10 protein-coding genes, 4 pseudogenes and 1 CRISPR repeat array are annotated in these 23,837 nt (G+C 58.5%); of the genes and pseudogenes, 7 read left to right on the top strand and 7 right to left on the bottom strand.

From position 1 onward, the window contains the following. The first annotated feature begins 176 nt into the window (after positions 1–176). The 4 genes from C482_RS08440 to C482_RS08425 all read left to right on the top strand — a co-directional run bounded on the left by C482_RS08440 (position 177) and on the right by C482_RS08425 (position 6,969). Positions 177–2,192, top strand: coding sequence for a PAS domain-containing protein (locus C482_RS08440; protein ID WP_006167119.1), 2,016 nt, complete (start codon positions 177–179; stop codon positions 2,190–2,192). A gap of 711 nt (positions 2,193–2,903) precedes the next feature. Continuing rightward, complete coding sequence (locus C482_RS08435; protein WP_006167118.1) at positions 2,904–4,082, top strand: M24 family metallopeptidase; 1,179 nt, start codon at positions 2,904–2,906, stop codon at positions 4,080–4,082. 6 nt (positions 4,083–4,088) lie between these two features. Next, the gene (gdhB, locus tag C482_RS08430; RefSeq protein ID WP_006167117.1) at positions 4,089–5,387 is read left to right on the top strand and encodes a glutamate dehydrogenase GdhB; all 1,299 of its coding nucleotides are present in this window, start codon (positions 4,089–4,091) and stop codon (positions 5,385–5,387) included. A gap of 190 nt (positions 5,388–5,577) precedes the next feature. Beyond that, on the top strand, positions 5,578–6,969 hold the full coding sequence (locus tag C482_RS08425) for an ATP-binding protein (protein WP_006167116.1): 1,392 nt from the start codon (positions 5,578–5,580) through the stop codon (positions 6,967–6,969). A 99-nt stretch (positions 6,970–7,068) separates the two neighbouring features. On the opposite strand, the gene C482_RS08420 is transcribed toward C482_RS08425, so the two are convergent. Both C482_RS08420 and C482_RS08415 read right to left on the bottom strand, forming a co-directional pair. Further along, the gene (locus C482_RS08420) at positions 7,069–10,299 is read right to left on the bottom strand and encodes an FAD-binding and (Fe-S)-binding domain-containing protein (protein ID WP_006167115.1); all 3,231 of its coding nucleotides are present in this window, start codon (positions 10,297–10,299) and stop codon (positions 7,069–7,071) included. 6 nt (positions 10,300–10,305) lie between these two features. After that, entirely contained in the window at positions 10,306–11,277 is a 972-nt protein-coding gene (locus C482_RS08415; protein ID WP_006167114.1) for an NAD(P)-dependent oxidoreductase, read from the bottom strand. Positions 11,278–11,429: 152 nt separating this feature from the next. On the opposite strand from C482_RS08415, the pseudogene C482_RS08410 reads away from it, so the two are divergent. From C482_RS08410 to C482_RS20380, 3 pseudogenes are all read left to right on the top strand, one after another. Continuing rightward, positions 11,430–12,748: pseudogene (locus tag C482_RS08410) on the top strand (amidohydrolase). After that, a pseudogene (locus C482_RS08405) lies at positions 12,745–13,634 on the top strand (pyridoxal-phosphate dependent enzyme). Before C482_RS08410 ends, C482_RS08405 begins: the two co-directional pseudogenes overlap by 4 nt. A 327-nt stretch (positions 13,635–13,961) precedes the next feature. Continuing rightward, positions 13,962–20,117: a CRISPR direct-repeat array (repeat unit 30 nt; unit sequence GTTTCAGACGAACCTTTGTAGGGTTGAAGC). Positions 20,118–20,149: 32 nt separating this feature from the next. Continuing rightward, positions 20,150–20,393, top strand: a pseudogene (locus C482_RS20380) (DUF2089 family protein); the annotation flags it as partial. 59 nt (positions 20,394–20,452) lie between these two features. On the opposite strand, the pseudogene C482_RS21115 reads toward C482_RS20380, so the two are convergent. The 5 genes and pseudogenes from C482_RS21115 to C482_RS08385 form a co-directional block, all read right to left on the bottom strand. After that, a pseudogene (locus tag C482_RS21115) lies at positions 20,453–20,536 on the bottom strand (IS6 family transposase); the annotation flags it as partial. Positions 20,537–20,737: 201 nt separating this feature from the next. Continuing rightward, the gene (locus C482_RS08400) at positions 20,738–20,950 is read right to left on the bottom strand and encodes a HalOD1 output domain-containing protein (RefSeq protein WP_083858600.1); all 213 of its coding nucleotides are present in this window, start codon (positions 20,948–20,950) and stop codon (positions 20,738–20,740) included. Positions 20,951–21,573: 623 nt separating this feature from the next. Beyond that, a complete protein-coding gene (locus tag C482_RS22335) occupies positions 21,574–21,801 on the bottom strand; it encodes a hypothetical protein (RefSeq protein WP_006167109.1) in 228 nt (75 codons plus the stop codon). Between the two features lie 248 nt (positions 21,802–22,049). Further along, positions 22,050–22,973, bottom strand: a complete 924-nt coding sequence (locus C482_RS08390; RefSeq protein WP_006167107.1) for a hypothetical protein — start codon at positions 22,971–22,973, stop codon at positions 22,050–22,052. A 5-nt stretch (positions 22,974–22,978) separates the two neighbouring features. After that, the coding region (locus C482_RS08385; RefSeq protein ID WP_006167106.1) for an eCIS core domain-containing protein at positions 22,979–23,837 on the bottom strand (859 nt) is incomplete at its 5' end.

Genomic DNA, 23,837 nt, shown 5'->3' with positions numbered 1-23,837 from the left:
TGCAGCCGGTCGACCTGCGTATCGGCCAGCGCCCGTTCTTTCAGGCTTGGGTGGCATTCATCGCATCGTGCTGTATCAAGCTGCACAGTTTGCACATAGTGCACTCTAATCCTCTACTCGGTAATACCCCCTACCGACGGAGAATTTATCCGTCGTTATCGCCAGTAACTGAGGTAGTGACCGGTTCATCGTTGACGGATGCACTTCGAGAGACCCTTGTCCTCTTCGAAGCGGGAGGGGCACCCTTAACGACAGCCGAAGTAGCCGAACAACTCGACCTCGGCCGCCAAAGCACCTACGAGCGCCTCGAACGACTCGTCGACCACGACCGGCTTGAAACCAAGACCGTTGGGGCGAACGGACGCGTGTGGTGGCAGCCATCCACGAACGGACACGCGTTCACGACAGGGCGACAACGGAATGCGATCGACAGCGACCTCGGCGAAGTATTCGACCGAATCTCTGACGGCTTTTATGCCCTCGATGACGAACTCCGCTTTCGGTATCTGAACGACCGCGCAGCAGATCTTCTGGGACTGGATGAGGCTGTAATTGGTACGGACATCCGAAACGGGAATCTCACGAAGACGTTCGAGAACGCACTGTATGACGCTCTTGAGACGCAAGCGCCTGTGACCTTCGAAGACCATCACTCTCCGTGGGAAAAGTGGTTACAGATCGTCATCTATCCTTCAGAATCGGGCCTGTCGGTCTACTCCCGCGATATCACCGAGCGGAAGCGACGAGAACGAGAACTGGCTCGCTACGAGACGATTGTCGAAACGAGTCCGATCGGCATCACAATTGTCGGCAGCGATGGCGAGATGCAGTTCGCCAACGACCGTGCTGAGGAGATCTATGGCCGGAGCAAAGACGAAATCAACGATCTCAGTTTTGACGATCCCAACTGGAGCGAAGTCGACGTTGACGGCGAACCGCTACCGGATGATGAGAAGCCTTTTCTGCAAATTATGGAGCGCGGAGAACCGGTATTAGATCATCTCAGTGGCGTGTCTCGCCCGGACGGGGAGCGCGTCTGGATCTCCGTCAACGGAGCGCCGGTCTACGACGATTGCGAAGAGATCGACAGTGTTGTGTTCTCCATCGAAGACATCACTGACCGCTTCGAGCGAGAACGAAAGCTCGAACAGTACGAAACGGTCGTTGAAACGGCTCACGATGGCATCTACGTCCTTGACGAGGAGCGACAGTTCGAACTCGTCAACGAGTCGTTTGCCGATCTGACCTCGTTTTCTCGAACAGCGTTACTGGGTCAACACGTCTCGGCGGTGTTCGACGGTGAGTTCGCATCACCCGAGGCCGAACAGTGGGAGAGTGAGGCCACCGACGAGCTCCCGTTGTTCGAGGAGACGATCACCGCTGGCCCGAACGAAACCCAGACGGTAGAGAACCGGTTCGTCTTTTTGGACGAAGACTCACAGGAACAGCAAATTGGCGTCACCAGAGATGTCACACAGCGGGAGGAGTATCGCCAACAGCTGGTGGAATCGAACGAACGTCTGTCACAGTTTGCGTACGCTGTCAGCCACGACCTTCAGGAACCGCTTCGGATGGTTACCAGCTACCTACAGTTGCTTGAGCGCCGCTACGGGGACGATCTCGACGAGGATGCCGACGAGTTCATCGACTATGCCGTCGACGGTGCCGAACGGATGCGGGAGATGATCGACGACCTACTCGAGTACTCCCGCGTTGGGACGCAAGGTGATCCGTTCGAGCCTGTCGAGTTGAACGAGGTGATCAACGACGCCTGTACTGACCTCCAGTTGCAGATCGAGAATTCTGACGCACATATTGAGAGTGGCTCGCTGCCGCAGGTCAGCGGAGACAAGGGACAGCTTTGCAGAGTGTTCCAGAACGTCTTGTCGAACGCGATCGAATACAGCGGGGACGACCCGCCCCGAATTGCCGTCTCGGCGGAGCGGGACGGATCGAAGTGGCGAATCTCGGTTCGCGACGAGGGGATTGGCATCGATCCAGAGAAAACCGATCGCATTTTCGAGGTATTTCAACGCCTCCACAGTCGCGATGAATCCGAGGGAACAGGCATCGGACTAGCGCTCTGTCGACGGATCATTGAGCGCCACGACGGGGAAATTTGGGTCGAGTCCGAACCTGGTGAGGGATCGACGTTCTCGTTCATGCTCTCTCCAGCGCACGATACCGAGTAAACGACTCGTCCCGAAAATCAAGCGAACCGTCGTGCTGGCTTCATCTGCTGTATTCAACAGGAGTTGTTGGTGTCCCTCGGGTGGCTGGTGAATTACTCAGGTACCAGTAGATAATAGCGCGGTTTCTGTATTCACTCTCGGACCTGAAATTGAAACAGAGGATTCGGTAACTACGCGTGCGAACTGACCGATTCACGTCAGGAGCATAAACGGAATTGCGAGAAGGGCCCCAATAAATACGAGTGCAGAGAATACGTTCCACGATTGAGTGGTAATACTGTAAAGCAAGCCTACAAGAATGAATACNCAACAGAGACGAGAGACAATACTGTCCCCCTATTGAGGAGTCCATCTTCCGTTCCGTTTCTCATTAACATATAATCACTTCAACACAGGTGAGTAAAAATGTAGTGCCACTGGGTTGTGCGAACATTGAGTTCCCTATACTGGCCGCGATTTCACAATCCACACTGAATAAAGAAATCATGCTGCCAACTACTGGTAACGCGGTGCTCTGTAATTTCCACTCATCAAGTACCCACGATGGGGATATTGCCCACTTGAGCGTTCACAGGTTGCTACACGCCTTCCGCTTTACCAGAACGAACCCACCAGATCGGTTCTGGGATGACTTCATAAACAGTATCCGTATTAACCATATACGAAAGTTTTACGTCCGGCGGACCGTCACTCCTCGTAGGGTTTGGTACCATGCCCCGAGATACCTTCGACGATGCCGAATACGAGCGCCGGCTCAACCGGACGAAAACGCGATTGCGCGAGGAAAACCTCGACGCCATCGTCGTCACGGATCCGGCCAACATGAACTATCTCACCGGCTACGACGGCTGGTCGTTCTACGTCCACCAGGCCGTCGTCGTTACGACCGACCGCGACGAACCCGTCTGGGTCGGCCGCCAGATGGACGCCGACGGTGCCCGTGCGACGACCGCACTCGCCGAGGAGAGCATCCGCGCCTACAGCGACGACCACGTCCACTCACCGTACGACCTCCACCCGATGGACTACGTCGCAGGCGTTCTCGAGGAACTCGACGTTTCCGAGGGCCGCATCGGTCTCGAGATGGACGCCGCCTACTTCACCGCGAAATCCTACATGCGCCTCCAGCAGACCCTCCCCGACGCCGACTTCGAGGACACGACCCTCCTCGTCGGCTGGGTCCGAGTCAACAAATCCGACCAGGAACTCGAGTACATGCGCGAGGCGGCCCAGATTTCTGAAACCGCGATGCAGGCTGGCCTCGACGCGATCGAGGCGGGGGTGCCGGAGTACGAGGCCGCAGCGGCGATTTACGACGCGCTGATTTCTGGAACTGACGAATTTGGCGGCGACTATCCCTCTATCGTCCCACTGATGCCGTCTGGTGACCACACGGGAACGCCACATCTGACCTGGACGGACCGCCCGTTCGAGGAGGGCGACCCAGTCATTATTGAACTCTCGGGCTGTCGCCACCGGTATCACTCGCCGCTCGCGCGGACGGCGTTCGTCGGCGACCCGCCGGCCGAACTCGAGCGGACTGCGAAAATCGTCAACGAAGGCATTCAGGCAGCCCTCGATGTCGCCGAACCGGGCGTCACCTGCGAGACAGTCGAGGAAGCCTGGCGAGAGACGATCGCAGCGTACGACATCGAGAAAGAGGACCGCATCGGCTACTCGGTGGGGCTTGGCTACCCGCCGGACTGGGGTGAACACACTGCAAGTATCCGTCCCGGTGACGAGACGGTACTCGAGGAGAACATGACGTTCCACATGATTCCGGGGATCTGGACGGCAGACATTGGAATGGAGACCAGTGAGACGTTTCGGGTGACCAGCGACGGAGTCGAAACACTTGCGGAGTTCCCGCGAAAACTGTTCACTGCATAACGACCAATGACCACGACACCATCTAATCAGGACGCAGACTCAGGGTCGGGTTCGGGGGAGGAACTCGACTCGGCACTCGTCACGGCACGGCGGCAACTCGAGCGCGCCGCAGCACACGTCGACGTCGACGACGGCGTCGTCGAACGATTGAAACACCCGACTCGCGTCGAGCAGGTCTCGGTGCCACTCGAGCGCGATGACGGCAGCGTCGATGTGTTCACGGGCTATCGCGCCCAGCACGACGACGTTCGCGGACCGTACAAGGGTGGCCTGCGCTACCATCCGGAAGTGAACGCCGACGAGTGTGTCGGCCTCTCGATGTGGATGACCTGGAAGTGCGCCGTAATGGACCTCCCGTTCGGCGGTGGAAAGGGCGGTATCTCCGTCAACCCGAAGGAACTCAGCGAGGAGGAGACCGAACGGCTCACCCGCCGCTTCGCGGAGGAACTGCGCTACGTGATCGGGCCAACGACGGACGTTCCGGCTCCGGACATGGGGACGGACGCCCAGACGATGGCCTGGTTCATGGATGCCTACTCGATGCAACAGGGAGAGACGATTCCGGGCGTTGTCACCGGGAAGCCGCCGGTCATCGGCGGCTCTTACGGCCGCGAAGAGGCACCCGGTCGTTCGACAGCGATCGCCACCCGCGAGGCCGTCGACTACTACGACCGCGACCTCGAGAACACAACTGTCGCCGTGCAGGGCTTCGGTAGCGTCGGCGCGAACGCTGCCCGACTCCTCGACGAATGGGGCGCGACCGTCGTCGCCGTCAGCGACGTCAACGGGGCGATCTACGATCCCGACGGACTCGATATCGACTCGATTCCGACCCACGAGGAAGAGCCCGAAGCAGTCCTCGAACAGGACGCCCCAGAGACGCTCTCCAACGAGGAAATCCTCGAACTCGACGTGGACGTGCTGATTCCCGCTGCAGTCGGGAACGTCATCACCGCCGACAACGCCGGCGACATCAAGGCCGACATCATCGTCGAGGGCGCGAACGGTCCGACGACGTTCGCTGCGGATTCGATCCTCGAGGAGCGAGACATTCCGGTCATCCCCGACTTCCTCGCGAACGCGGGCGGTGTCACCGTCTCTTACTTCGAGTGGCTTCAGGACATCAACCGCCGCAAGTGGAGCCTCGACGAAGTGAACGAGGAGCTCGAGAAGAAGATGCTCGACGCCTGGGACGACGTTCGCTCGGAGGTCGAGGCGAAGAACCTGAGCTGGCGCGACGCGGCCTACGTCGTTGCACTCTCACGGATTGCAGAGGCGAAGTCGAAGCGCGGCCTCTGGCCGTAACTCCGACGCGAGGTTTACATTCCCGTCGTTTTCGGGTTTTTCGAGTTTTCGGATTTTAGGCTGTGGCAGAGCGAGCAGCTTCGTCTGGGTCGTCGTGATAGTGGCCGAACAGAAAAAGATAGCTCAAAGTACGATATCTCAGAGTATGATTATGGGAAGTATTATGATTGCTGGCGCTGTCGGTTGATCCATGCCCGAATTCGTGAATCGAACGGCGGAACTCTCGCGCCTTTCTGCCCTCTACGAGTCGGACGAGGCGGAGTTAGCGGTGGTCTTTGGACGGCGGCGACTGGGGAAAACAGCGCTCGTCAAACAGTCTCTCGCCGAATACGACGAGGCAGTCATCTTTCAGGCGAAACAGAAAACGAGTGCACTACAGCTCCAGCAGTTCGTCGACGTCGCGTCGGATGTCTATCCCGGTCTCACGCGAATCCGCCAGGAGTGGGATGCTGTCCTCGGCTATCTCGCTGACCAGGATGCAATCGTCGCACTCGACGAGTTTCCGTATCTGGTCGAACAAGACGAGAGCCTCCCCTCCGTTTTGCAGGCGATGTTCGATCACGAACTCGACGACTCCAGTGCGACGTTCGTTCTCGTCGGCTCGTCGATCAGCATGATGGAAGAGGCTGCCTTACTGGGGAACAGTCCGCTGTACGGCCGTTCCTCGTTGAAACTGGATATCAGACAGTTACCGTTCGACGCTGCCATGAAGTTTTTTTCGGCGACACAGACGCCCGAGAAGCAGGTGTTCACCTGGGGGGTTTTCGGTGGTGTGCCGTACTATCTCGAAGAGGTGGACCCGGCGGCCTCCCTCGGAGCCAACATCCAGCGGACGATCCTCTCGCGACACGGCACGCTGCACGACGAGCCAGATTACGTGCTCCGGATGGAACTCACGGAACCCACGCGATACTTTTCGATTCTGGAGGCCATCGCCGGTGGACGTACGAGCCGAAACGAGATCGCCGGAACGACCGGGATCGACTACAATCAGCTGTCGACGTACCTGAACCGACTCTCTCGGCTCCGATTGATCGACCAGCACGTCCCCGTTACCGAGCAAAAAGAACGAACGAAGCGGAGTCGGTACCGCATCCGTGACCCGTTCTTTCGGTTCTGGTTTCACTTCGTCTACGGCAACGGTGACCGGTACGAGGACTTCGGCGACAACGCGTACGAGACGCTCATTGAGCCGGAACTCGCGGATTTCGTCAGCGAGTCGTTCGAGGGGTTGTGCTGTGCAGCCCTTCGAACGCTATATCCGCAGCACACGATCACGGACGTCGGTCAGTGGTGGTACAGAGAGCACGAGGTCGACGTTGTGGGGCTCACGACCGACGATACCCTGCTCGTCGGTGAGTGCAAGTTCCAGCGCTCACCGCTCGACTACGACGCGTTCTCGACGCTTCAGACGCACGCCGACGAGCTTCGATGGACTCCGGCCAACGGTGGCACACCAACGCAGGAATACGCCTTGTTCTCTCGAAGCGGTTTCACCCCTGCTGTCGAAGACGCGGCGGAAAATCGAACTGATCTTCAGTTGTTCGATCTCGAGGAGATCGTCACAGCGTTACAGTCGTGACGAACCCGACACAGCAGTTCGGTCGTCAGTGACGGCCCAACACGGGCTTCCAGGCGTACCTCCACCCTGATCACGCGCTGAGCGAATCCGACACCACGTTTAGCTTGACTCGCCCGACAGCGCCGACGCAACCGCTTCGATCGGGTGCTGTGGCTCGTCACAGCCGTCGTAACTCGCAAGCTGGGACTGACACGACGCCCCAGGCGTGACGACCCGCTCGCCGTCGCTGGCTTTCACCTGGTCGACCAGAATCTCGCCGATCCGTCGGCTCAACGAGTAGTGTTCGGCCTCGTAGCCGAACGAGCCCGCCATCCCACAACAGCCCGAATCGAGCGCGTCGACCTCGTAACCAACCGTCTCGAGTACCGCCGCTGCGTGACCGTCCTTCTTCGTCGCCTTCTGGTGGCAGTGGCCGTGGTAGGTCAGTGCCTCACCGGGTTCGCCGGCCTCGCCCGTCGGCAATCCGTCTGCAAGGTCGAATCGGTCGAGGTACTCGAGTACCCCGTACGTATTCGATGCGACCAGTTCCACGTCTGGACCCGAGAGGAGATCCAGATAGTCCGACTGGAGCATGACGGCGTCGGAGGGTTCGACGAGGACGACCTCCCAGTCGTCTTCGACGGCGGGTGCGAGCGCGTCGACGGTGGTCCGCGCTCGCTCGCGGGAGACATCGAGGAAGCCCTTTGAGTGGGCTGGTCGCCCGGTTGCGGTGACGTCGTCAGGAACCTGAACGTGGACGCCGGCGGTCTCGAGGACCTGCACGGCTGCCTTCCCGGCCCGCGGGTGGTTGTAGTTGGTGTACGCGTCGGGAACGAGCAGGACCGTGCGGTCCGCTTCGTCGCGGGAAATTCGCGGGCCACGTTTTGCGAACCAGTCCTCGAAGCTCTGGCTCGCGAACGTTGGCAGATCGCGTTCGCGGGCGATTCCAACTGTTTTCTCCGCGAGGTAGCCGGAGCCGGGAAGGGTGGTCGCCCAGTTCGAGAGCGGCGCGAACAGCGAGCCGGCGGCGTTGAGTCGGTCGACGTTCGCGAACAGCCGGTCGCGTAGGCTCGCGCCGTGGCGCTGGTGGGCCGCGTGTTCGACTTCGGCTTTGAGCTTCGCCATATCGACCTCGCTCGGACAGTCCCGGGCACAGCCCTTGCAGCCGATACAGAGGTCCATCACTTCTGCCAGGAACTCCTCGTCGGTCGCGTCCGCCTCGAGGTCGCCGCTCATCGCGGCCCGGAGCATGTTCGCCCGTCCGCGGGTTGTGAGGCTCTCTTCCTCAGCAGCGCGGTAGGTCGGGCACATCACCCCGCCGGTCGTCTCCTGGTCGCCGCGACAGCCGCCACAGCCGTGACAGAGTTCGACCATGCCCTGGAAGCCGTTCTCGTTGTCCCACTCCAGCGCGGGGTCGAAGCCGGCCTCGAAGTCGGACTCGGGATCGAAGCGCAGGTGTTCGGTCATGCTGTGGTCGCCACAGACGTTCCCGGGGTTCAGGAGCCAGCCCGGGTCGAACGCGGTCTTGATCTCTCGGAAGAGCTCCCAGACATCGTCGCCGTAGAGTTTGTGGTTCCACTGCGTTCGTGCCCGTCCGTCGCCGTGCTCGCCGGAGACGCTGCCGCCGTACTCGACGACGAGGTCAGTGACGGCGTCCGAGATTGCCTCGAACTCCGAGAGTCCGGCCTCGGATTTCGTATCGACCAGCGGGCGCATGTGCATACAGCCCGGGCCCGCGTGCGCGTAGAAACTCGCAAATGTGTCGTGGGACTCGAGTACCGCTTGAAAGTCGGCCACGTAGTCCGCGAGATTCTCGGTCGGGACGGCGGTGTCCTCGATGAACGAGATGTGTTTTGCATCGGAGGTTCGCGAGAGGAGGATTGGGGCGGCGCTCTTGCGGAGTTTCCAGAGTTCGGCGATCCCCTCGGGGTCGTGGGCCTCGAGGACGTCGAACGCGCGGACAGGGTCTGGGGATGCTGTCTCGCCGCCATTGCCATCAGGATCTGGTACCGTCTCGTCCGGCAGGCGATCAGCGATCAGGTCGGCGACCTGCTCGCGGCCGTCGTCGTCGCTTTCGGCATAGAACTCGACGAGTAGCGCCGTCTCCGTTCCGGCGGGAAGTCGCTCAGCGACCGGTGCGAACTCCTCAGTTTGCTCGGCGAGGTCGATCAGGACATCGTCGATGGCTTCGATCGCGGCCGGATCGTGGTGTTTGACGATCGTGTCGACGTCGGCCATCGCGTCGAGCAGATCGTGGTAGGTCAACAGCGCCACGGCAGTCGTCTCGGGGACGGGCTTGAGCGAGACGGCGGCTTCCGTCACGATACCGAGTGTGCCCTCGCTGCCGGCGAACACGCGCGCGAGGTTGACGACTGCGTCTGGATTGGGTTCGGCCTCGGCGTCGATCTCGAGTCCGTCGCCGGTAGACTCGTCGAACGCGTCCGGCTTCCCGTAGGCTTCTGCGACCAACCGGTCGAGGTTGTACCCCGAAACGTTGCGCTTCAGTTGCGGGAAGACATCCTGAATCGCGTCGGCTTCCTCGTCGATGGTTCGCCGCAGCGCCTCGTAGAGTTGCCCAAGCAGGGTTCCATTCGGCTCTGCTTGCTTGCGGAGTTCGGCGACCGTTACCTCACCGAAGCGTTCGATGCTGCCGTCGGCGAGGACGATCTCGCAGGCCTCAACGGAGGCGTCCGTCTTGCCGTACTGCAGCGAGTGTGCACCGGTGGAGTTGTTGCCGATTGCGCCGCCAATCGTGCTCCGATTGCCTGCCGCGGGGTCCGGCGCGAACTTCAGCTCGTGGGGTTCGAGCTCGTCGTTGAGGTCGGCGAGGACGGTGCCTGCCTGAACGGTCGCCCGCTGCTTGTCCGGGGAGACGGAGCGTACCTCGCCCATGTGGGCCGTGAAATCGAGAACGACGGCCTCGTTGACCGCCTGGCCCGCGAGGCTGGTGCCGCCGCCACGTGGAAGGACGGGAATTCCGTGCTCGGCGCAGTAGGAGACGACGCTCGCCACATCGGCCGTCGTCCGTGGGAGGACGACACCGACCGGGACGATCTCGTAGGCACTGGCATCGGTCGCGTACAGCTGTCGCGTGTACTCGTCGAACCGGACTTCGCCCTCGATACGAGCCTGTAACGCGGCCACGAGTCCGGGCCGGTCGACATCTCCGCCGACGTACTCGTAGGCAGCACGGTCGTCCGCTGCGGGATCGGGTGCTGTTGTCTGGGGCTGACCCTGTCTCTGGCTCTCGCCCACATCCTCATCCTTCCCAGCTCTCCCAAGCCGTCGCTCCTTCGGCGTCGACGTCTGCGGGCTGTGATCGGTCGTCGACTGCGTATCGTCGGTCGCCATTGCCAGTTAGCTCGACTCCGGATGAAGGACGACGTTCTGGAGCCCACCGTTCTCCTCGAGTGCGTGCACGTTGTGTGCGACGATATCGGCCAACCTGTCCCAGTGTTTCGGTGTATGGCCGCCCGTGTGGGGCGTGATGAGACAGTTCTCGAGGTCCCAGAGCTCATGATCGTTCGGCAGCGGCTCCGGCTCGGTAACGTCGAGGGCAGCGCCGCGAATCGCGTTCGATTGTAGTGCGGCGACGAGTGCGTCGGTGTCGATGATCCCGCCACGGGCAGCGTTGACGACGACCGCGTTCGGCGGCAGCGTCGCGAGTTCGTCCGTACTGACGAGATTGCGGGTCAGGTCGTTCAGCGGACAGGCAAGGACGACGTAGTCGCTACGGGCGAACGCGTCATGAATCTCTGCCTCGCCGAAGCCACGGACCTCGTCAGTTGGGCCGCCCTTCGACGGCGTGTAGCGGATGCCGATCGTCTCGACTCCGAAGCCCTCGAGTCGCTTGACGATTTCTTGACCGATCGAGCCCAGACCGACGACCGTGACGGTACTGTCGGTGAACTCGTGGGACTGGAAGTGTCGCCATTCGTTGTGTTGCTTTCGCCGCCATCCTTCGTGGAGGTTCCGCGCGAAAACGAGCATATTGCCGATCGACTGCTCTGCGATGCCGGGAGCGTGAATGCCGCCCGCGTTCGTCACGGCGACGCCGTGTTCGGCCAGTGCGTCCATCGGAACGTGGTCCGTTCCGGCAAACGTACAGGCGAAGAGTTCGAGGCGTTCCGCCCGCTCGAGAAGGCCTTCCTCGATTGTAATGCCGGTCACAACCTGTGCCTGCGGGACGAGTTCGCGCTCTTCCTGTGGCGTTCGTGCGAGCGAAACGTTGTGGTCGGACAGGCGCTCACGCAGGGTTTCAGCGTACGATTCCATCGACAGGCCTTCCGTTCCCTCTCGGAGAACGACAATATCTGGGTTCGTGCTCATGTGGAATTTCTGTCTGATGTGACATGGGAGGCGTCGGCCTCCCATCTCGCGTCTTACCCTATGGTTGGTATCGTCTCTCTTATTCCTTTTGTGTATTTGCCGTTAACATAGACTGTGTATAGTTAAGTCGGTAGAGTGAGTCACTCTCTGGCATGAATGTGCCGATACGAGACCGCCTCGTGACGCTTCGACGGAACCTCCACCGTCACCCAGAGCCGGCCTGGCGCGAGTTCTACACCACCGCGCGCGTCGTCGAGGAACTCCGCGCGATCGGCGTCGACGAACTGGCTGTGGGTCCCGACGCCTACGATCCCGCCAACCGAATGGCCGTTCCGGACGCCGACCTGGAGTCGTGGGTCGACCGCGCACGCGAACGCGGTGCAGACCCAGCGCTCCTCGAGCGAATGACCGGCGGCAACACCGGTGCCGTCGCCGTACTCGAGTGCGGCGACGGACCAGCAATCGGTCTGCGAGTGGACATTGACGCGCTGTTCATCGACGAATCGACCGACACAGCGCACGTGCCGGCCGCCGAGGGCTTTCGTTCGGAGGTCGAGGAAACGATGACGCCTGCGGCCACGACGTACACATGACGTGGGGGTTGGCCGTCCTCGAAGCGATCAAGGAAAGCGAGTTCGCTGGACGGTTGGTCGTCTTCTTCCAGCCCGCAGAGGAGACCAGCGGCGGCTGTCCGATGGCGAAAAGCGAGCTCGCGGCGGATCTGGACTATCTACTCGCCGTTCACGTTGGTCTCGATCATCCCTCCGGCGAGGTCGTCGCCGGCATCGAGAAGCCGCTGGCAATGTGCCACGTCGACGCGACGATCCGGGGCACTTCCGCCCACGCAGGGAAGGCACCGAACGAGGGAGTGAACGCCATGCACGCGATGGGGACGGCGATCGAGAACGCCTACGGAATTCCCCGGCACAGCGACGGGATGACGCGAGTTAATATCGGCCGTGCAGAGTCGGGCACGGCGAGCAACGTTATCGCCGAACGGGCACACATGGAAGCCGAGGCGCGCGGCGAGACGACCGAACTGATGGAGTACATGAAGGGCCGGCTGGCGCGAACCATCAAATCGGCCGCGACGATGCACGGCTGCGAGGCCGACGTCGACGTCGTCAGCGAGTCGCCGCGGGCGGACAGCGATCCAGAACTGCAAGCCCTCGTCAGCGAGGTCGCAGCAGACGTTCCCGGCACTGAGCACGTGCTCCCTGCTGCCGATTTCGGCGCGAGCGAGGACGCGACGTTCCTGATGGAGCGCGTCCAGAACGACGGCGGCCTCGCGACCTACCTCGTGATCGGAACCGACCACCCCGACAGCCACCACACGCCGACGTTCGACGTGGACGAGGCGAGCCTCGAACACGGTGTCAACGTGCTCACCGAGACGATTCTCGAACTCGAACGCCAGCACCCGGTTCCGCACGCGAACACGGATTCCGTTGACGCGGAGGGAGGTGCATGACTGACGATACCGAGAGCGACAGCACCGATACCGACAGTATCGATCTCGTCACGTGCACCGATGTCGAGGAGGCCCGCGAGCGCATCGACGACGTCGTCCACCGAACACCGCTCGATACCTCTCGACGTTCGCCGAACGAAGCGGGGCAGCCTCTGTCGGACTCATACTCGAGAACGTCCAGCGAACGGGCTCGTTCAAGATCCGCGGCGCGTGCAACACGATGGCTCAGCTCGATGCCAGCCGGAGAGCGGCAGGCGTCATCTCCGCCAGCGCGGGTAACCACGCCCAGGGCGAGCCGATTCACGAACTGGCGGACGTCGATACCGTCGCGGAGGGAATCGCAGATACCAGGCTTTTCGAGACGACAGCGGCGAACGTTCGCGAAGTGGTCGACGACGTGGTGAGCGTCAGCGACCGCGAAATCGCGACTGCGGTGACGCTGTTGGCCGAGCGCGCAAAGACTGTCGTCGAGGGAGCCGGTGCTGCCCCGCTTGCGGCCGCGCTCTCGGACGCAGTAGATGTAACAGATGAGCACGTCGCCGTCGTGATCTCCGGCGGGAACGTCAACCTCACCGAGCACGCCGAACTGACTCGCACCGGCCTGCACGAACTGGGTCGCTACACCGAAGCGAGACTGGCCGTCGACGGCTGGCCGACCGCGGTCAGCGACGTGGTCGAAACGGTCGAAGCCGAGGGTGCAGAACTGGACGTACTCGAGCGTGCCCGCCGCGGGTCGGGACTCGGAACGGGTGCAGTGGACAATCCGAACCGCGTTCCCGTGACGGTCGGACTCGAGGGCAGCGGGCCGGATCATCTCGCGGGTGTGCTTGATGCGATTGCGGAACTCGACGCCGTCGATGTACTTTCTTCGTTGCCGGAAGAGTGATTGGTCTCTCTCCCGTTCAGGTGTGCTTTTGTTTTCACTTTGCGCGTTCGAACGGTCGTTTGACGGTTGACTATTGGGACTTGTCCGCCGGCGTCGCCTCAATTAGACTGTCTGACTTGATTCTTTGTTGTGGGTTGCTCTTTGATCCTCCTGGTCTCGTTCCTCTTATCGTCTCAGTCTGTCTGTACGATGTGGGAACTCGCCCACGACTCCATTCGTGGTGTGGTTTTCCATCGACCCCTGGGGGGAACACGTGTATTAGGGGTCGATGGAAATTACTTTGTGTGAACGGTCGAATGAGTGACTCATAGCCGGATTTCCGGCATGGTTTCAGACGAACCTTTGTAGGGTTGAAGCTCAATGTTCACACCATGAAAGCGTTCGGCAAATGTTTCAGACGAACCTTTGTAGGGTTGAAGCACTGACATCGGTGTCAGTGTCTTCGTTGGCGTAGGTTTCAGACGAACCTTTGTAGGGTTGAAGCTGCGAATCCAGCACAAGCAAACACTGTGAGGATGATCGTTTCAGACGAACCTTTGTAGGGTTGAAGCAGTCGTGTCGAGCGTTCCCTTACAGCTTGGGCACCGGTTTCAGACGAACCTTTGTAGGGTTGAAGCCAGTTGATCGACTACGGGAGCGTCACGCCGATCTATGTTTCAGACGAACCTTTGTAGGGTTGAAGCAGCCGAGAACGGCGATGCGCAAGTTGAAATCGACGGTTTCAGACGAACCTTTGTAGGGTTGAAGCGTCTGGACTCTCTGGAGCTGTATCCAGGTCGATGATGTTTCAGACGAACCTTTGTAGGGTTGAAGCTATTGGGGTCGTGGCCGTAATATTGAACATCTATTGTTTCAGACGAACCTTTGTAGGGTTGAAGCGTCTCGATCCCCCACCGCTGTCGGTACCAGTGAGCGTTTCAGACGAACCTTTGTAGGGTTGAAGCTCTGTAGGGGCGAGGTTTCTCCACTCCCCTGAGTTGGTTTCAGACGAACCTTTGTAGGGTTGAAGCGAGGAAATTGAGGTCAGCGAGCGTGATCTCAACTCAGTTTCAGACGAACCTTTGTAGGGTTGAAGCGAAGAGTCGGTCTCTCCCCACGCGTCGTTGAGTGTTTCAGACGAACCTTTGTAGGGTTGAAGCGTTCGGCCGACTCTTCAAGTCCTTCAGGCGTCGCCAGTTTCAGACGAACCTTTGTAGGGTTGAAGCACACGCGTCGGCTCCGGTCTCAAAATCTTAGGTTCGTTTCAGACGAACCTTTGTAGGGTTGAAGCTCAGGCCGGCCGATGAGGCGGAACTCGGTGCTGCCGGTTTCAGACGAACCTTTGTAGGGTTGAAGCATGCTCCACCTCCGTTGAGATCGACCGTATCCGGGTTTCAGACGAACCTTTGTAGGGTTGAAGCCGTTTATTGGACCCCCATCCATACCCGTATCAGGGGGTTTCAGACGAACCTTTGTAGGNCGAACCTTTGTAGGGTTGAAGCCGTTTATTGGACCCCCATCCATACCCGTATCAGGGGGTTTCAGACGAACCTTTGTAGGGTTGAAGCGAACGGCGCGACAGTCGTAACGTGCGGCTGGAACAGCGTTTCAGACGAACCTTTGTAGGGTTGAAGCCTTCGCGAGCGATTCGTCCAGAACCTCCGCCTCGATCGTTTCAGACGAACCTTTGTAGGGTTGAAGCTAAGAGCCGGAGCTCGTCAAGCACCTGGCGACGCGCGTTTCAGACGAACCTTTGTAGGGTTGAAGCCGTCTGTGGGAAGACCAACACCGTTCCCTGACTGCTGGTTTCAGACGAACCTTTGTAGGGTTGAAGCCGCCGTCAGCGCGTGCAACTAACCCGAACTCAGACAAGTTTCAGACGAACCTTTGTAGGGTTGAAGCNCGAACCTTTGTAGGGTTGAAGCCGCCGTCAGCGCGTGCAACTAACCCGAACTCAGACAAGTTTCAGACGAACCTTTGTAGGGTTGAAGCGATGCCGAGAATGTCGATGCGTACGAGTACTGGGGAGTTTCAGACGAACCTTTGTAGGGTTGAAGCACCAGCGTCGAGTGCCGGTGCATCCCAATCACCCCAGTTTCAGACGAACCTTTGTAGGGTTGAAGCGTCACCGACGACTACGCCTACAACACCGGCGTACAGTTTCAGACGAACCTTTGTAGGGTTGAAGCGGCTAGCTCTGTCGCCTTGAGAACGACCTCGCCGCGGGTTTCAGACGAACCTTTGTAGGGTTGAAGCATCGGACCACGTGAGCTTGATGTCCGACTGCCAGGTTTCAGACGAACCTTTGTAGGGTTGAAGCACCTCTCCTAAACGGCCAATCGCTATAGACTTTCGAGTTTCAGACGAACCTTTGTAGGGTTGAAGCTAACAGACCGTTTGCTCACCGTGATTATCTCGTGTTTCAGACGAACCTTTGTAGGGTTNAGTTTCAGACGAACCTTTGTAGGGTTGAAGCTAACAGACCGTTTGCTCACCGTGATTATCTCGTGTTTCAGACGAACCTTTGTAGGGTTGAAGCCAATGCCTACGAACACAACGAGGATCATCAAAATCGTTTCAGACGAACCTTTGTAGGGTTGAAGCGTTAGGTATGCGGACACGCGAGCGAAAAACAGGGCGGTTTCAGACGAACCTTTGTAGGGTTGAAGCACTGCTTGGATCATTGAGTTCGTGAGTGTCTATCTCGTTTCAGACGAACCTTTGTAGGGTTGAAGCTCGCAGCTGGCACACTCGATCGGTGCAAGCTTCTCGTTTCAGACGAACCTTTGTAGGGTTGAAGCCTCGTCGTTGCTGGTCGCGTTGTTGATAATGTCGCGTTTCAGACGAACCTTTGTAGGGTTGAAGCAGCTTGGCGACAACCCCGACCACGTGAGCGGTAACTGTTTCAGACGAACCTTTGTAGGGTTGAAGCCTCTCCGCAACTCTGACACTCAAACGTTATCTCTCGGTTTCAGACGAACCTTTGTAGGGTTGAAGCCGTTTATTGGACCCCCATCCATACCCGTATCAGGGGGTTTCAGACGAACCTTTGTAGGNCGAACCTTTGTAGGGTTGAAGCCGTTTATTGGACCCCCATCCATACCCGTATCAGGGGGTTTCAGACGAACCTTTGTAGGGTTGAAGCGTCTTGGACGCTTGCATCCAGAGCGAACCCATCAACGGTTTCAGACGAACCTTTGTAGGGTTGAAGCCCTATGTTCTAACAGCATCTCGACGGCCATTAGCAGTTTCAGACGAACCTTTGTAGGGTTGAAGCTCTCGGTTGCGCTCGCTTTCGCGATCTTCGCCGGCGGTTTCAGACGAACCTTTGTAGGGTTGAAGCTATTTTCTGCCATTGTTAGCTACTGGTGTTTTGCTCGTTTCAGACGAACCTTTGTAGGGTTGAAGCCGCGAGGTCATGCCACACCATATCGGTGGCCCTGGTTTCAGACGAACCTTTGTAGGGTTNAGACGAACCTTTGTAGGGTTGAAGCCGCGAGGTCATGCCACACCATATCGGTGGCCCTGGTTTCAGACGAACCTTTGTAGGGTTGAAGCAGTGGCGGGACGGACTTGGCCGACGTAACGAACGACGTTTCAGACGAACCTTTGTAGGGTTGAAGCGAGGCAGCAAGTGTAGAGCAGATAAACCGCAAACGCGTTTCAGACGAACCTTTGTAGGGTTGAAGCAGAATCGGCAGCAGGATTGCGACGACGATCGCCGGTTTCAGACGAACCTTTGTAGGGTTGAAGCGGTAATTGCTGTGGGCTGTGGGCCGCGCCTCAATGAGTTTCAGACGAACCTTTGTAGGGTTGAAGCTCTGCAATCGTGTCGATGGAGACGCCGCCGCCCGGGAGTTTCAGACGAACCTTTGTAGGNGTTTCAGACGAACCTTTGTAGGGTTGAAGCTCTGCAATCGTGTCGATGGAGACGCCGCCGCCCGGGAGTTTCAGACGAACCTTTGTAGGGTTGAAGCTGCGTGTAGCAGAACGAAATCCCCTCGTACTCTGGTTTCAGACGAACCTTTGTAGGGTTGAAGCCGTCGCGATATGTGGTGGGGCAAAGACCGAGACGGGTTTCAGACGAACCTTTGTAGGGTTGAAGCACGATTCCGGCGAGCGAACTCACGTACCGCCAGCTGTTTCAGACGAACCTTTGTAGGGTTGAAGCGCGTGACGTCTAACCACAGACCAATCCCACGAAGCGTTTCAGACGAACCTTTGTAGGGTTGAAGCGTTGTCAGTGGAGACGATCGTTGTGGCGCTGATCTGTTCGTTTCAGACGAACCTTTGTAGGGTTGAAGCCCGTCAGCGTGCCTGTGCGCCGTCGCTTTGAACTCCCGTTTCAGACGAACCTTTGTAGGGTTGAAGCTGACGAACCTCACCCGGCATCTGTCTCTCGCTCCATGTTTCAGACGAACCTTTGTAGGGTTGAAGCGGGGAGTACGACTTTACGGAAGCAATCTGGGTCGTGTTTCAGACGAACCTTTGTAGGGTTGAAGCTGTACGTGTTCGTGCCTGCCGTGGCCGATTTGATCAGTTTCAGACGAACCTTTGTAGGGTTGAAGCTCCACCACGTCGTCGAAGGGAACATCGGCGTCGACGGTTTCAGACGAACCTTTGTAGGGTTGAAGCCGGCGGCCAGTTCGTCGGCGCGCTCGAGACGCAGCGGTTTCAGACGAACCTTTGTAGGGTTGAAGCCGACGCGATCGACCACCTGACGACGACCGAGCAAAAGGTTTCAGACGAACCTTTGTAGGGTTGAAGCCCGATACAGATAACGACGTTCTCGAGCGCTGTACGTGTTTCAGACGAACCTTTGTAGGGTTGAAGCGTTCAGTGGCTCAGGCAACGCCGAAGGGTCGAGTGTGTTTCAGACGAACCTTTGTAGGGTTGAAGCCAAGTCGGGAGCGAGTACAACCCGGCCGAACTGGATAGTTTCAGACGAACCTTTGTAGGGTTGAAGCACTCGAGACGGGCACTGATCATCCGGAGGCCGATCGCGTTTCAGACGAACCTTTGTAGGGTTGAAGCACACTCGAGGACGTCAAAGCGGCGTGGGACCGTGGTTTCAGACGAACCTTTGTAGGGTTGAAGCCGCGAGGTCATGCCACACCATATCGGTGGCCCTGGTTTCAGACGAACCTTTGTAGGGTTNAGACGAACCTTTGTAGGGTTGAAGCCGCGAGGTCATGCCACACCATATCGGTGGCCCTGGTTTCAGACGAACCTTTGTAGGGTTGAAGCTGGATGGTCGACCTCGACGTGCCAGCCACGGGACGTTTCAGACGAACCTTTGTAGGGTTGAAGCGTCTGCGTCCATCCCGTCCGGCGTCATTGCCAGTAGTTTCAGACGAACCTTTGTAGGGTTGAAGCGCCTCGACCTCGAACCGGCGGCGGCCGAGGGTCGAGTTTCAGACGAACCTTTGTAGGGTTGAAGCCAAACTGGAAACCGATACGCTGTAGGGCCGACCGTGTTTCAGACGAACCTTTGTAGGGTTGAAGCTGACGATTCGCCACGAGATCTAGCTCTCGATGACTGTTTCAGACGAACCTTTGTAGGGTTGAAGCGTCGACGCATCGGGTGACAGTTGTTCGAAGTGCGGGTTTCAGACGAACCTTTGTAGGGTTGAAGCTGCCTCTCCGTCCACCGGAGAGAGCACAACGACCAGGTTTCAGACGAACCTTTGTAGGGTTGAAGCCTCCTTTGCGCGGTCGCGGAGATCTCGCACTCCGCGTGTTTCAGACGAACCTTTGTAGGGTTGAAGCGGACAGTGGTAGCTGCGAAAGTCGTCCGGTCCGGTTTCAGACGAACCTTTGTAGGGTTGAAGCCTACGGAACTTGAGGCGGTAACATAATGGTAGACGCCAGTTTCAGACGAACCTTTGTAGGGTTGAAGCAGACGAGGAGGAGGTTCTGGCCGTCTGGATCGCCGGTTTCAGACGAACCTTTGTAGGGTTGAAGCATCAGTAGCGGAACACGTGACCCGTCGTACTACCACGTTTCAGACGAACCTTTGTAGGGNACGAACCTTTGTAGGGTTGAAGCATCAGTAGCGGAACACGTGACCCGTCGTACTACCACGTTTCAGACGAACCTTTGTAGGGTTGAAGCCGCTAAAGAAGTTCGTTAGTCAGAACGGTACTTGTTTCAGACGAACCTTTGTAGGGTTGAAGCGCTGAAGGTGCGATCAAGGGCGTCACACCGTTCGAGTTTCAGACGAACCTTTGTAGGGTTGAAGCGACTGTCGGACGAGTGGGATCGGTTCGAGGTAATCTGTTTCAGACGAACCTTTGTAGGGTTGAAGCCTGTGGGTTGCCGTATCGATACTCGGCGTTCTTAGTTTCAGACGAACCTTTGTAGGGTTGAAGCTCTTCGGGGACGTCGTCGCGGCGATCGTCGTCGGGATAGTTTCAGACGAACCTTTGTAGGGTTGAAGCCATGGGTGCTGACAGATGTCTTTGTCTCCGAGCAGTTTCAGACGAACCTTTGTAGGGTTGAAGCATCACACTCTTGCGTTATAGGCGAGAAGGTCCTTCACGATTCACGTGTTCTTACGCTCCAACACGAGCATTCGGCAAATCGAAGCTGAACTCGATCTCTCGTACAGAACGGTAAGACAGCGCGTCGAGCGCTTTGCCAGAGCGCTCAACGCGCCTTCGCTCACGCTATCTGGTCCGGTCGAAATCGACGAAGTATACGTCTCAGCGGATGAAAGGCCGCGAGCGAGACCATAGTAGTTCACAGAAGAATGGGTATTTGGAACGACGTGTTCGGGGAGAGAAGATAGCTCCCTGCGGCTCATCAGTTCAGTACACCCAGAAGTTTGCTGGAGCACTAACGGGTGTCGCCGTCCGCTCTCGCTCCCACGGTTCATCAAATTCCGCCGCGTAGCACTCGCTGAGCTGTGAGCAACATTCCAAACCAACTCTACGACCTGCTCATTCCTCAAGTTGCGCTAACTAGACGGTGCCCCGACGAACGTATTATCAACTATCTCAAAGGCGATAATAGTCTCGATCAAGCGTGTAAACGGTACTCGGCGAACAACTTTGAGGCGCTGGCCGAACTGATAACACTGAGAAAAACGCGGTGATCAACAGCCACTCCCTGTCGACGTACCCTCACCGGTTCTCGTCGATCACCTCCACCGCCACGTCGTCGGGTCCGGGCCCGATCACGACGCGATAGCCTTCGTACTCGAAGCCAACGAGGGCGTTCCCGCCAGACTCGAGCACCGCAGCCAGTGCCTCCGGATCAACGACCTCGTACAGCGGTGGCAGATCGGCCACGTCGAGGTCGTTATGGGCCGCGATACGAGTGAGTGCCGTGGAAATAGCGGGNACAGCGGTGGCAGATCGGCCACGTCGAGGTCGTTATGGGCCGCGATACGAGTGAGTGCCGTGGAAATAGCGGGATGCATTGGTAGTCTCGAGATCAATGATTCGCGCAACGAACGTCGACTCGCAGTCGGGACACGCAGTCGTTCCCTGAGCCGGGTCCGTGCGGATATCGGTGCCGCAGTTACAGTGGATTGTCAGTTCACAGTGCATGTGTCGAGTTGCTAGCGTAGCCCGACACGCAGCGAAGAGCACCCCTAGATGATCCAACCGCCTGTGAGACTCTGTTGGCGATAGGTCGGCAGGTCTTTATTNCGTAGCCCGACACGCAGCGAAGAGCACCCCTAGATGATCCAACCGCCTGTGAGACTCTGTTGGCGATAGGTCGGCAGGTCTTTATTTCGTCGCCATCAATGATGGAGTGCTCCCGCTACGCGGGGGCTGTGTGTGAGCCGGAGTCCTCTGCTTGGAGGCTTGGACTCCGGCTCCTTTGCGCACTTTCGTGCGCGTCTATTGGTTACTCAAGCAATCGTAAAGAACGTTAGGATATTGACCGATTGGTGACTTCTTACGCCGTCGAATGGTCGTGACTCTCGCTCCAGACTGACTCGCCAGTCGCCTCAAGTGACCCTATCGAGAAACCGATCCGAAAGGACCGCAAGCTGCCCCAGTACGATATCCGTGACGACAGCAGCGCCAGCGGACGCGACCGTCGTGAGTGCTGCAAACGTTGCGCCGACTCCGGCGGTGATCGCCGTTCGGTTGTTGGCTGCTCCGTTACGGAGTCGTTCCCACCAACTCACCTCGCCGTCTTCGATCACGTTGAGATCAACCCCGAGGTCGTCCAACGTCGTTTCGCCCAGTTCACCTCAACCGCTGAGCATCTCCTCGGGTTCTTCGGAACGCTGTTCCAGACGCTTGTCTACCTTCTCGGGTACACGCTTTTCGAGATCATCGGAGATCATTGTACGAATTCGAGATGGACTGACAAGCCCGCCGTCATTGCTGGCCGTCCGCTGAACGCAGGTGTCCGTCCCCATTCACCTCACGACCAGTGGCTCGGTACGTCGAGAGGCCATAAGATCGAAATTTTTCTTTACGCGGTCGGCACGTCAGCCTCGAGCGTGTGGTACTCCTCGTACATATCGAGTTTCCCGTAGCGTTTTGTGTAGTAGAGGCGACCGGGGCCCAGCACACGGAACTCGGCAGGTGGCTCGACACCCATGCCGATAAAGCAATCCCGAATCTGGCACTTCAGGTGATGGCCCAGAAACTCCTGACACCGTTCGAGGGAACTGAACTCGACGGGCAGCAGTTCGATTCGGGCGTCCGGATCACGATCGACCGGGCTCGGTGGGTCGACCTCGTGCTCGGTCCAACTCTCGTCGAGATAGAACATCCCGAGATCGGACACCCCACCGATCTCGAGTGAGCCACCAAAGTCGATCTCCGGGTGACTAGCGACGGCATCGGTGAACGCCTCCCAACTGGCGGTGTCTTGCTCAGGTGGCCGCTCGAGGTCGATATCGTAGGCGTCGGCCAGTTCCACTGCTCGCTCCAGTCCTGTCGACTGCTCGGGATCGACTGTGAGGAAGAGATCCTTTCGATAGAGGATTTCTGACGGCTCTTCGGCGTTCGCCGGAATGTCGACGACCGACTCGGTATCCTCGTCGAAGTAGCTAGTCAGCTGCTGGTAGAAGTCACCGAAGAGCCGTTCGAACTCCTCAAGGGGCAGTTCCTCGAGGGCAACGCGGACCGTGTTGAGACGGTCCGGGTGTTCCTCCCACGAGAGCGTCTCGTATCCACGCTCTTTGTAGACGTAATAGCGGGCGAACCGGCGAGCCTGATTGACGTGTTCGTTGCCCTCGTGGGTTCGTTTGGCCGGATCGTCCGGATACCCGTCTTGTTCGTGGTACTTGATTTCTCCATCCTCATCCATTTCGATTAGATGTTCCACATCATTGTTGTCAATGACACTCAGTCCGACTCTTTCAGACTCTCCGGTGATGATTGCATCCATACTAATTACCTCCTACTCTGGGCGTCTCCCGTAGAGTTGCCTTTACCAGTTTCAGCACTGCCACCCAGCCCGAGTTTCTGCTCGAGGGATTTGTACTTCTCTTTGAGCCATTGGAGTTCGTCCTGGTATTTCTCGTCAGCCCATTCGCCGCCTTTATCGATCGCTCGTTTGCCGACCTGTTCGTAGAGGTCTTCGCTGGTCGTGGCTGCGTAGGCGAGCAGCGGTGCGCCGATGAGTCCCGCTGCGGCACCGACGGTGCCGGTTGCGACGCCGACAACCCCGGCACCGAACGCGAGGCCGCCAGCCAAAAGCCCTTTTTTCGATGCACCGATGGCATCCACTCCATCGGACCCGTAGACATCCTCCTTTAGCTGTTTGACGTCATCGATGACCCGATTGATCGACTCTGAGAGCTCGCCCCGCTCGTCGTCATCAATTGCGTGGACGCCGTCTTCGAACGCGGGTTGGTCGCCAGAGAGGAAGTTCTCGACTTTCCCTTTGATCGACCGCTGAATGTGGACATCCGTCCCCATCCGATTCACGACCACTGGATCCTCACCAGTCAACGCCTGCGCAGCGGCCTCGTCGGCCTCACGCTCTAACTGCGGGTCCGGATCGATCTCGAGATCAGCGCCCTCCTGGGGCATCATCGAGATCGTCGCTCCACCGTTCTGCTGTTTGACGTGCGCGAGTTCGTGGGCCAGCAAGAACTGCCCTTCGGGACTCCCCGGGTCGTACTCGCCGGAGTTGAAGACGACATCGTTCCCACAGGTAAAGGCCTTCGCGTCGATCGCGTCGGCCGCCTCCGCTGCTTTCGCACCCGTGTGAATGCGCACGTTCGAAAAGTCAGTGTCCATGCGCTCC

The organism is Natrialba chahannaoensis JCM 10990 (genome assembly GCF_000337135.1).
Lineage (GTDB): Archaea > Halobacteriota > Halobacteria > Halobacteriales > Natrialbaceae > Natrialba > Natrialba chahannaoensis.
The sequence above is the reverse complement of the archived record's forward strand: the minus strand, read 5'-3'. Positions and strand labels throughout refer to the sequence as shown.